Below are 13,667 nucleotides of genomic sequence, written 5' to 3' on the forward strand. Positions count from 1 at the left end.
AAAGGGTTGTTGTTGGCGACGCGTTCGACGGGTTTAGTGGGCGCCACGGTCACCATGACCGGAGGCTGCGTCGGGATGTCCATGCGGATCCGCCTGCGGCATCACAGCCTTGAGCTCGGCCATGGGCATGAGCGGCAGGAACCGGATGAAGAGAAGGAACAGGACGCTGAAGACCCCGAAGGTTCCAAAGAACGTGAAGATATCGACCACCGTCGGGCTGAAATAGCCCCAGCTCGAGGGGAGAAAATCCCGGGCGAGCGAAGTCACGATGATCACGAACCGCTCGAACCACATTCCCACGTTCACAAAGATCGACAGCACCCACACGAGAGCGGTGTTCTGGCGGACCGCCTTGAACCAGAAGAGCTGCGGCGTGAGCACATTGCAGGAAATCATGATGAAGTAGGCCCACGCATACTGCCCGAACGCCCGGTTGATGAAGGCAAATCCCTCGTAGGGGTTGGCTCCATACCAGGCGATGAAGAACTCCATGCCATAGGCGTATCCCACCATGGTGCCGGTGGCCAGGGTGATCTTGCACATGCAGTCGATGTGGTACTGCGTGATGAGGTCCTGGAGGCCATAGATCGCGCGGAGCGGGAGCATCAGCGTCAGGACCATGCCGAAACCCGAGAAGATCGCCCCCGCCACGAAGTAGGGCGGAAAGATCGTTGTATGCCAGCCGGGGATCAGCGAGACCGCGAAGTCAAACGACACGATGGTATGCACTGAAAGCACCAGCGGTGTCGCGATGCCCGCAAGGATGAGGTAGGCCATCTCATAGTTGCTCCAGTGGCGGTTGGAACCCCGCCAGCCCATCGCAAAAATGCCATAGAGGATTCCGCGAAGCCGATTGCCGGCTGCGGTGAAGCGATCCCGCAGGATGGCAAGATCGGGAATGAGCCCGACATACCAGAAGAGGACCGACACGGTTCCGTACGTTGAAACGGCAAACACGTCCCACTCGAGCGGGGAACGGAAGTTCTGCCAGATTGAATTGGCCGACGGAATCGGGAAGAGGTACCACGCGAGCCAGACGCGCCCCACGTGAAAGACCGGAAAGATCGCGGCGCAAACAACCGCAAAGATCGTCATGGCCTCGGCTGCACGATTGATCGACGTGCGCCATTTCTGCCGCAGGAGGCAGAGAATGGCCGAGATCAGCGTGCCCGCATGGCCGATGCCGATCCAGAACACGAAGTTGACGATGCCCCACGCCCAATTGACCGGATTGGCAAGGCCCCAGACGCCGACACCCGTCCCGACCAGATAGATCAGGCCCGCGATCGTGAAGGAGGCGATCATGGCGGCCAGAACGAAGCATACCCACCACCAGGTGGGCGTCTTCCCTTCGATGATGCCGCAGATCTTGTCGGTTACCCAGCCAAAGCTGCGGTTGTTTTCGACAAGCGTCGCGCGGGGGAGTATGGCCGGTTTTACCTCCTGAAGGATGGCCGGCGCCGGGTAGCTGGATTCAACAGCGGGTGGCATTAGCTGAGTCCTCCGAAGGATGTATTGGAACCCTTGCCGCCAAGCTTCGGTCCCGTGTTGCTGCCGTCGGGAGGAATGGCACCATGGCCATGGCTCTGTTTCTGTTCACCGTGGCCGTGTTCATCATGAGCGGGGTGATTCTTGGCTTCATATTCCTTGCGGCTGAGCGGAAGGCTGACGTAGTCCGGCATCTCCGGATTTGGATTTCTGAATCTTCCCAGATAGGTCGTGCGAGGACGAATGTTGAGATACCCGAGCACGGCATAGTCCTGCTCGCGAGCCTTGGCCTTCGATACCGCGCTGTTGGGATCCTTGATGTTGCCGAAAACGATGGCGTCGACGGGGCAGACCTGCTGACACGCCGTCTTGACGGTTCCGTCCGGAATCTCCACACGGGAGGACGCCCCCGCCTTCACCTTCTGAAGGATCTTGGCGTGCTCGATGCGCTGAACGCAGTACGTGCACTTCTCCATGACGCCGCGCATGCGCACGGACACCTCGGGATTCTTCACCATCTTGACGAGCTCCGGCATGCCGGAACGGCCGAGCGGCCCCATGTAAAGTTCATCGATCGAGCGCTTGTTCCAATCGAAGAAATTGAAGCGGCGCACCTTGTACGGGCAGTTGTTCGCACAGTAGCGGGTGCCGATGCAGCGATTGTAGGCCATCACGTTCAGCCCCTCGTCATCGTGAACCGTCGCATTCACGGGACACACGGTCTCACAGGGGGCGAGTTCGCAGTGCTGGCAGGCGACCGGTTGCACCACAACCTGGGGATCCTCCGGAATCACCTTGTTGCCCTCGCCTCCGAACGCCGCCGCATCCGCACGACCGTCAGAGTAATAGCGATCCAGCCGGATCCAGTGCATTTCACGCCCTCGCAGAACCTGCTGCTTGCCGACGATCGGAATGTTGTTCTCAGCCTGGCAGGCGATCACGCACGCGTTGCAGCCGGTGCAGGTGTTGAGATCGATCGACATCCCCCACTGGTGCACACCCTTGTAGTCGGGGCTTTCGTAGAGCGAATTTCCACGCGGAGTCCCGGCCGCAATCGCCGCAAGCGGGAGGTTCTTGTCCTTGCCCAGGTTCGCGGGCGCATGGGACTCCATGCCGATCGAATTCACCCAGTCCGGATCGCGCGCGAATTCATCCAGATTTGCCTCTCGTACGATGTCGCGACCTTCCATCGACCAATGCTCCTGGGTGTTTGCCAGCGCGTAACGCCGCGGTGTCACCTCGATTTTTCCGCCTGCGGCAACTGTCGCCGCGCTGGTCGTCCTGAGCGGATAGAAATCCTGACCGGTCTTGCTGCCGATCCGTCCGGAAACCTTCCGGCCATATCCAAGCGGCAGGATGATCGTATAATCCGAAAGGCCCGGCTGGATGTGCATGGGACCCTCCACTGTGCGCTCACCCACCGTCACCTTTCCAACAAAGGCCATCTCCTTGCCTTGCACAAATTCCGCAGCCTGCTTGCGAGCCACCTGAAGCAGCGCGCTGCCCGGCTCGATGCCAAGTTCCTTTCCAAGCCTGGGGCTCACGAGAATGGCATTGTCCCAGGCAATCTTGGAAATCGGGTCCGGACACTCCTGGAGCCAGCCGTTGTTGGCATATCGACCGTCATCGACCTTCGCATCCCCAACGAACCGCACCTCCAGCGAGTCCTTTGAAAACACCGCCGGCGCATAATTGGCGGCATTGATGGTGTTGCGCAGACCCCCGGAGTTCAGGCGGACACTCGCCACGGGATAGGCGGATCCGGCCAAAACACCGTCGTGAAGAAACCTGCGGAAGGCTCCGTCACCAGCGAGTCTCGAGATCGTCGCCTGCACGAGCGCATGGGGATCCGTCGTCGTTTCATTCGCCAGCCGGGCAAACAACTCGATGTCCGTCATCCCGCCAAAAAGCGGAAGAATCTGGGGCTGAATCGGCACGACTGTTCCATCCGCCGTGCGGGCATCGCCCCACGACTCCAGGTAGTGCGCCGCCGCAACATGCGTCGACGAAGCCTGCGATGTCTCATCGGCGTAATATCCATAGCGAATGACATTCGCCACGTTCTTCAGCGCGTCGCCGAAACCGAGGTTGGCAGGCGCATTGTAGACCGGATTGCCATTGACGATGACCAGCGTCCGCACGTTCCCACCCTTCATGGCGGAAACAAGCTCGGCAATGGGCACGATGCCTTCGCCCTGGGAAGGCACCGAAACAAAATCAACCGTGGAACCAATGTTGCCCAACGCCGCATTCAGCGCATGAACGATGCTGTGGACGGCGACGGGCAGGTGCGGTCCCGCCACCACGGCGCACGAGCCGCGATGCTCATTCAGGTCCTTCGCAAGCGCCGTCAGCCACTTGTCCTTTTCCTTGAAATCAATCCCCGCCGCCAGGGGTGCAAACGTGGAGTCACCCGTGACCGCCTGCGCCAGGGCCGCCACGAAACCCAGCATGTGGCTTGTTGCGAGCCGAAGGCGGTGATCGGCGAGCGATCCCGTCACCGTCAGATTGCTCTCCACCGCATACAGGCGGTTCATCCGATCCGTGGGCTTCGTCATCCGACGCCCTCTGGCATAGTCTCGGGCGTAGGCAAGCGAGTGGGACTCGTTGTTGAAAATATCGGAGTCGATCGCAACAATGCGACTGGCCCGTTCAAAGTGATAGATCGGCTTGACGTCGGATCCGAAGACGGCGCGACCCGCCTGAACAGGCACTTCGTTCGAAACCGGCTCATACGTCGACCAGAGCGCACGCGGATACCGCGCACGCAGTTTCGAAACCAGGGCCGACCGGGTGGGTGACGTGGATTCGTCAACGAGGAAGGCAAGTCCACCACCGCCGTTTGTGCCGTAGGACCGTGAGATGCCTGTCAGCACTTCGTTGATGGCCGCCGCATCCACCGCGGATCCCTTCACCGTATGCGTCGTCGAGCGATCCGGGTCGTACAGATCAAGGATCGATGCCTGCGCAAGGATCGTGGTCGCTCCTCCGTACGGAGCGTAGCTGGGATTGCCCTCCAGCTTGGTCGGACGCCCCTGATGCGTTTCAGCAAGGAGAGGAATCGCCCCCCCCTTTGCAGGCATGGCGGTGGCAAAATAGAGCGGAAGACCCGGAATGACGCCTTCGACCGATTTTCCGTACGGGAGAATCTTCTCTTCGGGACGACGGCAACCAGACGCCAGGCCGACACCGCCCAGTGCAAAGGAGGCGGCCATGATCTTGAAGAAATGGCGGCGGTCCACACCGTTCAATTCAGACGCGCCTGCTGGAAATTCACGCGCAACCTGTTCCTGGAAACCGGGCGTGGCCGCGAGTTCGTCGAGGCTGCGCCAGTAGCGCGGCCCGCTGAGTTCACGTTCCGACGGTTCGGGATGCTGAAATTCGCGTTTCATCGATGGCAGCCGGAGCAGCTTTGCGGAGGTTGAACGTTCCAGTCGTGCACAAATTTCTTTCCCTGCTCGATCTGTCCCTGCGCTCCCTGCGGATGCACCCAGTCGAGCTTCGTGACGAGTTCGGGCGAACGAAGGACTTTCTCCGGTGCGCGGTGGCAATCCAGGCAGAATCCCATCGATAGCGGCTTCTCATGGCGAACCACCTCCATCTGGTCGATACGACCATGGCATTCGACGCAGGAAACACCGCGCGTCACGTGCACGGAGTGGTTGAAATAAACGTAATTGGGCATCACGTGCACGTTGACCCACGGCACGGGATCGCCGGAGGCAAAACTCGTGCGCACCGGCTCAAGCTGAGGGCTGCTGGCCTTGATGATGCTGTGGCAGTTCATGCAGGTCTGCGACGTCGGAATATTTGAATGCGCCGACTTATCCACATTGCTGTGACAATAGCGGCAGTCGATCCCCAGATTGCCCGCGTGAAGTGCATGGCTGAATTCAACAGGCTGCACCGGCGTATATCCGACCCGCGTGTACTTCGGCGTCGCGTAATACGTGGTCGCCGCGGTCACAATCCCGCCCAAAACCAGCAGATATATCACGATCTGCAGGGGCAGCCGATTGGCCGATTTCGGAAACAGTTTCGACATGTTCGGTGATTCTCCAGTTTGGCGGCAGCCGCCCTACACTGAGTCCGCCTCGCGCGAAACCGCGCGGCTATCAGGACGGATTGCAAACGGCAGCGCTCCTTCGCGACCGGAGTTCTGCGACGTTGCCGCATGCGAGGGCGGTGACGACCGGGCCAGCAGCGCAGGCGCCGTTCCTACGGCGGCAAAGAGCGCCACCAGCTTTCCAAAAAAGGTTTTGCGCGAGGAGGGATTAGTCACAGGTCGTCAGCGAATTGGTAAAGGGCTGCGAATCGAAGGAAGCGCCGGGTGGAATGTAAACCAAAAATTCCCAAACTCTTCGTGGAAAGAGCAAGCCATAAGCTGAAAAGGAGGTTCAGGCAGTCCGCACTAATCGTCCGCTGATGCGCCGCGCGGGCAATTTCCGAACATCAGCGCATCAGTCGAGGAAACGTCCATCCCGCATCGAAAGAATGTGATCACATCGATTTGCAATTTCAGGATTGTGCGTCACCAGCACAACTGCCTGTCCATTCTCCTTCGCGAGTCGCGTCATCAGATCAAACACGACGGCCGAATTTTTCACGTCCAGATTTCCAGTCGGCTCATCGGCGAGAATTATCTCAGGCTGATTCGCGAGCGCGCGCGCAACCGCCACCCGCTGCTGTTCGCCACCGGAAAGCTGCGTTCCCAGCCGGTGGGTCTTCTCACCAAGCCCCACTGCGTCGAGAAGCGCGCGGGCGCGATCCTCCATCTGCCCAAGTGTCAGCCTGCCAAGCTTCCGCATCGGCATCATGACGTTTTCGAGGGCGGAAAACTCGAGCAGCAGAAAGTGAAACTGGAAAACAAAGCCGATGTGCTCTCCCCGCGCCGCGGTCCTGGCCTCATCCCGCGTATTCGACATCAGCCGCCCATTGATCCAGATCTCCCCCTCATCCGGCCGATCAAGGAGTCCGAGAAGATAAAGCAGCGTGGACTTTCCGCAGCCCGACGGCCCGACCACGGCATAGACCTGCCCGCGCCGCGCCTCGAAGGACACTCCCCGCAGGACATGCACCCTTCCCTCACCCTGCCCAAGGTGGCGATGAAGGCCGGAACAGCGCAGGACCAGATCGTTTGACGCGAATGATGCCATGTGGATTGGAGACAACTACTGCGCGGTGCCGCGTATCACATCCCCGGGTTCAAGACGCGCCGCCCGCCTGGCCGGCACCAGGCTCGCGAGCATCACCATGCCGATCGATATGCCCACCGCGGACACGTAGTGCCAGACCGACCGCGACACGACAAAATGATCCGACGTGAATATGCCGCGGATTCGTATCGGCATTGTCGATACGGCTTCCGTCACGACCCAGCCGAGTCCGCAACCCAGGATCGCACCAATCGTCAGCACAATCGCCGCCTGCCAGAGGAATATGCGAGTGATGTCCTGCCGCGTGTATCCCATGGACCTCAGGATCGCGATGTCCTTAGTCTTTTCCATGACAATCAGCGCAAGCGTGTTGTACATGGCGAGGCCGGCGATGAGGGTGAAAACGGACACCGTGATTCCGGTCGAGATCCGCAGCGCGCGAAAGACATCAAGCCAGGTCTTTTCCCGCTGCTGCCAGGAGGTCACGCTGTGCTCCAGCACCGACTGCATCCGCCCCGCGTCCTCCGGTGCGCGCTCGCGATTGAACAGGTCAACCTGGATGAATGACGCGCCCGTGGCCTTCTTGAGGAGCGACCTTGCCTCCCCCATGTGCATGAAGACCCGCACCTTGTCGATGTCCCCAATCCCCGTTTCATACACGGCGGACACCCTGTAGCGCCGCAGTTCGGTGCCCGCCTTGAGCAGGACCGAATCGCCAACCTGCACCTGGAGCCGGTCCGCCAGCCGGATTCCGAGAAGAAGCCCGGTTGGGTGGTCGCGAAAATCCGCAAGATCCCCGCGCACAATCTGACTCGCGAGGTCCGACACGGAGAGGTGATCGTCAAGATTGATGCCATAAACCCGCGCCTCGTCCGCCTTGAAGCTGGAGCGGATCTCCGATGATCCGTACACGACCTCGGAAATCCCCGCGACATTCGCAAACTGCCGGAGCGCCTTGATCACCAGTTCGGGCTCCTCGATTCCCTCAATGTACCGCACACCGTCCTTCAACTCGATGGAGTATCCCGCATTTTCGCCGCCGCCATTGACCTCGATTGTGCGGATCGTCGGCTGAATTCGATCCTCAACCCGGATTGCGCCATTTGTCCCAAGCACTGTGCGAATGAAAAACTCCTCGAAGCCGGTTGTCGTCGACTGGGTGACGACAAAGAGGCCGACGCCCAGAACGATGCACGCAAGGCTCATGAGCATCGCCCGACGCCGTGCGGTGAGAAACCGCAGCGCTATGCGAAACGTCGTCGACATGCGAATTGTTGGGAATGCGGCGAAACGAGCCTGATCCGGCAGGGCCTCAGGGTTTGTTTCCGCGCCGCGTTTCGACCTGAACACGGACCTTGTCGCCCGCCCGCACGGTGTCGAGCTGCTCGACCAGGACGAGTTCTCCCTCCTTCAATCCCTCCCGAACCTCGACCTGATTCAGATTGGTGAAACCCGGCACAACAGGGCGCAGGTCAACCGTGCCATCATTCACAACGAACACCTTGCCGTCAAAGAGCGCCCGCCGGGGAATGACCAGCGCGTCGGTGTGGGAATCAACCACGATGCTGACGTCTCCGGTCAGTCCAGGCACAAGTTTTTCCGGATCAATATCGACCGCCAGGTGGACAATGTACCGCTGCGTCGCGGGATCCGCCGTGGGAAGCACCTTGGCAACATGGCCGGCGAAGAGCTGGGTTCCATATCCCAGGAATCGGATGGACGCCTTGTCTCCAACCTTGATGCCGGAAAAATTCTCCTCGCTGATCCTGGCTTCAACCTTCCGGGTGTTCGAGATCAGGGTCGCGACAACTGACTCGCCGCTGATGATGTCGCCCGGAAAGGCCGTGACCTCGGATATCTGGCCATCCGTGGGGGATGTCACCGTCATCCGCTCAAGCCGCAGTTTCAACACCTCAAGCCGGTTCTTGAGGGAGGCTATGACTGATTCCGCCTCCACCTTCTCAATGGCCAGCCTGCGCTCAATGCCGCGCACGTTGCCGCCCGCCCGGTCGAGCGCCTGCCTGGAAATCGCCCCGTCCTTGCTCGCGCGCTCCGCATTGGCCAGATCCACCCTGGCATTCTCGAGTTCAAGCTCGATCAGCGACCCCACCGCGCGGCGCTCCATCGCGGTTTTCAACGCGTTTTCGTTCGCCACGATCTCCAGTTCGAGATCACGCGTGTCGAGCTTGATCAGAAAATCACCCTTTTTCAAACGCTGCCCGATCTTCAGATCGCCCTTCTCGACAAGTCCGCCAAAGGCGGAGCGCACCACAACCACCCGCTCCGCATTCACGGTTACGCTTCCCGGCACCGCGCTCGCCGCCAGTTCGCGGATGACAGGGGCCGCGACAACAACCGGGCGGGCGCGCAGCCAAAGCGAATATCCCAGGGCGGCGACAACGACGAGGACGCCAAGAATCTTGAGGAGAGTGAACAGGCCGTTTCGCTTGGTCATGGAGGAGGAGGCATAGTCAGAACCAGTGCGGGATCACGGCCGATCGCCGAAAGCAGTTCGGCCAGCCGCCCCATCAGATCCGCGCGTTGAATCATCGCCTGGATCAGGACTCCATCCCGTGCAATCGTGATGCCGTCGATTTCCGAGGGAGCCGACGAGCCAAACTCAATATCCTCGGCCTTCTTCCTCACGAAGAGATTGTATTGATCCAGCGTCACTTCGCTCAAGGCCGTGCTTCGCGCGGAGAAGTCTACCTGCCGCACCAGGGATTGAACCGATTCGGAAATCTCCCTGCGGCGATCATCCCGCTCCTCCTCCAACTGGCGCTGGCGCAGGCGCGAGGCCCGCCGCTGGGCGGGCGTCGAATAGCCGTCGAAGACGTTCCAAGTGATGTTGATTCCGCCATAGAGGGACTGTGTGCGCGCACGATCAGCCGGACTGCCCGTATAGCTCAATTCATCCTGGTATGCACCCGTGACAAAATTCACCTTTGGACGAAGCGTCTTGTCGATGATCTGGTAGTTGAGCTTCTCCTGCTCGAGACGGAGCTGCACCGCCGCCAGGCGGAAATTGCCCTGCTCGGGATCCGACCGATGGAGCTCAGCCATCGACCTGACAAGCTCGACCGGGTAATCGATGTGCGGGATCAACGACGGAACCGATTCGTTGGGCAGGGAGTCAATGCCCGCGAGACGTTCGATTGATTCCCTTGCATAGCGACAATCCTCCTCCGCCCGATCGAGATCGAGCCGCGCCTGTTTCACTTTGGTCTCCGCATTGAGAATGGATGCCGGTGGAGTCTCCCCGGCCTCGATCTGCGCCTTCACCTGTTTCTCCTCCTCCAGCGCCAGACGATGCGCATAAGCCGCCTTGGCGGCGGAGGCCTTCAGCACGACGAGCCTGAGATAGGCCGCGCGAATCTCCAGGAGCAGCAGCCTGCGGACTTCGGCAACGTTGTTCTCGGTCGCTCGTGCGGCGATCTCGCTCAATTTGGTCCCGGCCTTGAGCGCACCCCAGTGGTAAATGGGCTGTGTCAGGGAAAAATTGTAGGCCAGCTTGTCGGCCATCAGGGGTTCGGACCTGTCGATGCGCTGATCCCTCGCATAGCTGTAGGTGAGATTTCCGCCCGCCTGTGGCAGGCTCCTCGCCCGGGCAACGCGTATGTTCTCCCTTGCGATCAGCACCTCGAGATTCGAGCCAATCGAACGGGGAGACTGCTCCATCGCCTTCTGCAGCAGCGGCGCAAGCTCGGGAAACACAACCTCCGCCACGGGCACTGCCCGGGCGTTGGAAGCCGCCGGTGCCTGGGCCTGCGCATACACTGCGCAAAACGCAAGAATCGCACCCAGCCTGAGCGCGGACGTGGTCAGGGTTCTCAAGAGTGTTTCAGCCATCGGCGGCAGACAGAGCAATCGGGCAGACGGCGGAAGCTTGCAAGCGATTGCAATCTCGAAAATCAATGGCCTGCGGAATCGTCACTGCGCTGGCCCTGTGAAAGCTTTTCCGGACTTCGGTTCCCGCAATATCAGCTCGGAAACCGGCTGAAGCCGGTCAAGGCAGCGGGCGAACCTTGATGTTGCGGTAGAGAACCCGGCTCTCCGGATCGTGACCTTGAATCGCAAATGTTCCGTGATCGATCAGCCGGCCGGCATAACTGGGCTGGCGTTCGGGATGCTCCTCCTCCGTGTAATCCGAAATCGGGCGGTCATTGACAAAGGTTTCAATGCGCTTGCCCTGGACCTTGATCCTCAGCGTGAACCACTCGCCGTCCTTTGCCGGCGCCTCATAGTTGTCCTTGATCGCATAGACTCCCGCCGTGCGTTTCGGGTCCTTGTGTGAATTGTTGACTTGGATCTCATAGCCCTTCAACGGCCAGCCCTTCGCCTGCCACTGGGTGTGAAAATAGACGCCTGAATTCGCCTTCGGAAACGTCTTCACATCCAGCTTGAGCTCAAAATTGCGGAAATCGTGATTCTGCACCGGGCCGTCATAGAAGAGATGCGAGCGCGGACCGAATGCGATCAACTCGCCATGGCTGACCGAGAAGGTCGACGGCCCCTCTTCGGAGACCCTCCAGCCGGACAGGGATGTTCCGTCAAACAACAACCGCCAGCCCGCCTTTTTCTCGGCGGGCGTCAGCTTGTTGTTTTCCGCCGCAGAGCATGTGAGCATCAGTGCGACAAACGTGATTAGAAGGCCGGATGGTCTAGGGGACATGGTGAATAAGATCGGAAAGCGCGGGAAGCAGTTGATGCGGCACCCGCGCAGAAGAGGAAAAGCCTATGCGCGCGCAGGGATCTCCGCAACATAGGGTTCCTCCCGCAGAACAGCGGGGTGCCGGCCGCTCAGCAGGAGCAGCCACTGCCGCGCGCACGTTGCCGTCACGAGCAGAACCAGGACAAGAAACGCGCCCGTCACCGCGACATTGATGTACTGGTTCATCAACTGATTCTTCCAAACAGCGATCATCTCCGGAGCGCCCCCGTGCGCAATCTGCGCGGTCAGCTTGTCCGCAGCGCTCAGGAATCCGAGGCGCGGATCTGCGGCGAAAATCTTCTGCCACCCGGCGGTCATCGTCACGGACAGAAGCCAGGCGAGCGGGAGGAGCGAAACCCAGGCGTACCGCTGCCTGCCCATCTTGATGAGCACCGTTGTGCCGAGTGACAGCGCAATCACAGCCAGGAGCTGGTTGGCGACTCCGAAAATCGGCCAGAGCGAGTTGATGCCTCCCTGGGGGTCAATCGTGCCTTGATAGAGAAACCATCCCCAGCACAGGACAAAGCTCCCGCTTGCGAGCCAGTTTCCCACTGTTGAATCCGTGCGCCCGAGCGGCTTCCAAACGTAGCCAAGCAGATCCTGCACAAGAAACCGGCCCACCCTTGTACCCGCGTCGATCGTTGTCAGGATGAACAGCGCCTCGAACATGATCGCAAAGTGATACCACAGCGCGAGCGCCTCCTTGCTGCCGACAACTCCCGCAAACATGTGGGCCATGCCAACGGCAAACGTCGGGGCCCCACCCGCGCGACCGACCATCGTCTTCTCCCCCACATCCGCGGCCAATGCCTCCATCTGACCGACACTCACCGGGAAACCCAGCTCAGTCACCTTCGCCGTCACCGCCGCCGGCTCACCCACGATGTTTATCGCAAAATACTCGCCCGGCTCCATCACGCACGCGGCGATCAGGGCGATGACACCGACAAGCATCTCGGTCACCATCGCACCGTAGCCGATGACCCGAATGTCACGTTCGCTGGAGATGAGCTTGGGCGTCGTGCCCGAAGCGATGATCGAATGAAATCCCGACACCGCAGCGCAGGCGATGGTGATGAAGCAGAATGGGAAAACCGCTCCTGCAAACACGGGGCCGGTGCCATCGATGAATTTCGTGAACGCCGGCATCTTGAGGGTCGGTGCCACGATGATGATCGCAACGCCGAGCAGAGCCACCGCGCCGATCTTCATGAACGTGCTCAGGTAGTCGCGCGGTGCCAGCAGGAGCCAGACCGGAAGTATGCTCGCGAGAAAGCCATAGGCCATGATCCAGATCGCCAGCTTGTCCTTCTCAACCGTGAGAATGCCTTCCAGCGGAGTCCCGTGAATCCACTGGCCTCCTACCACGGCCATCACGAGCCCGGCGACTCCACCAATGCTCACGAGAGCCACGCTCAGCTTCCCAAAGCGATGCCCAAGGCCCATCGCCAGCGCGATGGGAATCGTCGCAACGATGGTGAACAACCCCCACGGACTTTCCGCCAGCGCCCGCACCACCACGAGCCCGAGAACGGCAAGGATGATGATCATGATCGCCACAATGCTGATCAGGGCCAGAAGCCCCGCAAACGGACCAACTTCATCACGCACCATCTGGCCAAGCGACTTTCCTCCGCGCCGAGTTGAGCAAAACAGTATGATCGAGTCGTGCACCGCCCCGCCAAGCGTGGCGCCAATGAGAATCCAAAGGAGTCCCGGCATGAATCCAAACTGCGCCGCCAGCACCGGCCCGACCAGCGGCCCGGGTCCCGCAATCGCAGCAAAGTGATGCCCGAAGACGACCCATCGGTTCGTACTGACATAGTCCTTTCCATCCTCCTTGACGACCGCCGGTGTCAGGCGCTTGTCATCCAAGGTCAGCACCTTCGCCATCAGCCAGGCGGAGTGAAACCGGTAGGCGATCGCGAAAACGCACACGGAGGCGATCACCATCCAGAGCGCGTTCACCGGTTCATTCCTCGTCCACGCCAGCACCCCCATCGCCAGCGCGCCGCTCAAAGCGACCGCGGTCCAGCCGATTCCTCGAAGGATCCTGCGCAGGGAAGTTTGCGTTCTTGGAGTGGCAGCGCTGTTCACGTGTGGGCTCTCAGGACAGGTCGAAAAGACTCCGCTCACACCAGCAGGAAAGGCGTCGCACTGTCAACCGTCGGTCCACGAAACGCCGGCATCGAGGCGTCACGGAAAATTTCCCCCTGACAAGGGGTGTCCATTTGACGCAATCACTTGCGACAGCACACTCCGGCCTGGCATGCGGGTTTGCCATGACCCGCGGCAGTGACGAACATCAGGCG

The 13,667-nt window shown here is 60.3% G+C and carries 9 protein-coding genes; all 9 read right to left on the minus strand.

Annotated elements, in window-relative coordinates; translation table 11 throughout:
• Positions 1-33: 33 nt before the first annotated feature.
• Positions 34-1,491, minus strand: a complete 1,458-nt coding sequence (nrfD, locus tag HS122_02335) for a polysulfide reductase NrfD (protein ID MBE7537237.1) — start codon at positions 1,489-1,491, stop codon at positions 34-36.
• Positions 1,491-4,880, minus strand: coding sequence for a TAT-variant-translocated molybdopterin oxidoreductase (locus HS122_02340; protein MBE7537238.1), 3,390 nt, complete (start codon positions 4,878-4,880; stop codon positions 1,491-1,493). Before HS122_02340 ends, nrfD begins: the two co-directional genes overlap by 1 nt.
• Positions 4,877-5,533 carry a cytochrome c3 family protein gene (locus tag HS122_02345; GenBank protein MBE7537239.1) on the minus strand — a complete coding sequence of 219 codons (657 nt, stop codon included), beginning with the start codon at positions 5,531-5,533 and terminating at the stop codon, positions 4,877-4,879. The genes HS122_02340 and HS122_02345 overlap by 4 nt, the downstream gene beginning before the upstream one ends.
• Positions 5,534-5,948: 415 nt before the next feature.
• Positions 5,949-6,644, minus strand: a complete 696-nt coding sequence (locus tag HS122_02350) for an ABC transporter ATP-binding protein (protein ID MBE7537240.1) — start codon at positions 6,642-6,644, stop codon at positions 5,949-5,951.
• 15 nt (positions 6,645-6,659) lie between these two features.
• The gene (locus HS122_02355) at positions 6,660-7,910 is read right to left on the minus strand and encodes an ABC transporter permease (protein ID MBE7537241.1); all 1,251 of its coding nucleotides are present in this window, start codon (positions 7,908-7,910) and stop codon (positions 6,660-6,662) included.
• A gap of 46 nt (positions 7,911-7,956) precedes the next feature.
• The gene (locus tag HS122_02360) at positions 7,957-9,099 is read right to left on the minus strand and encodes an efflux RND transporter periplasmic adaptor subunit (GenBank protein ID MBE7537242.1); all 1,143 of its coding nucleotides are present in this window, start codon (positions 9,097-9,099) and stop codon (positions 7,957-7,959) included.
• The gene (locus HS122_02365) at positions 9,096-10,493 is read right to left on the minus strand and encodes a TolC family protein (GenBank protein MBE7537243.1); all 1,398 of its coding nucleotides are present in this window, start codon (positions 10,491-10,493) and stop codon (positions 9,096-9,098) included. Before HS122_02365 ends, HS122_02360 begins: the two co-directional genes overlap by 4 nt.
• Positions 10,494-10,650: 157 nt before the next feature.
• On the minus strand, positions 10,651-11,316 hold the full coding sequence (locus HS122_02370) for a DUF1080 domain-containing protein (GenBank protein MBE7537244.1): 666 nt from the start codon (positions 11,314-11,316) through the stop codon (positions 10,651-10,653).
• A gap of 63 nt (positions 11,317-11,379) precedes the next feature.
• Positions 11,380-13,356 (minus strand): carbon starvation protein A, encoded by a 1,977-nt coding sequence (locus tag HS122_02375; GenBank protein ID MBE7537245.1) that lies wholly within the window; start codon positions 13,354-13,356, stop codon positions 11,380-11,382.
• Positions 13,357-13,667 lie beyond the last annotated feature (311 nt).

This window comes from Opitutaceae bacterium, from assembly GCA_015075305.1.
Lineage (GTDB): Bacteria > Verrucomicrobiota > Verrucomicrobiia > Opitutales > Opitutaceae > UBA6669.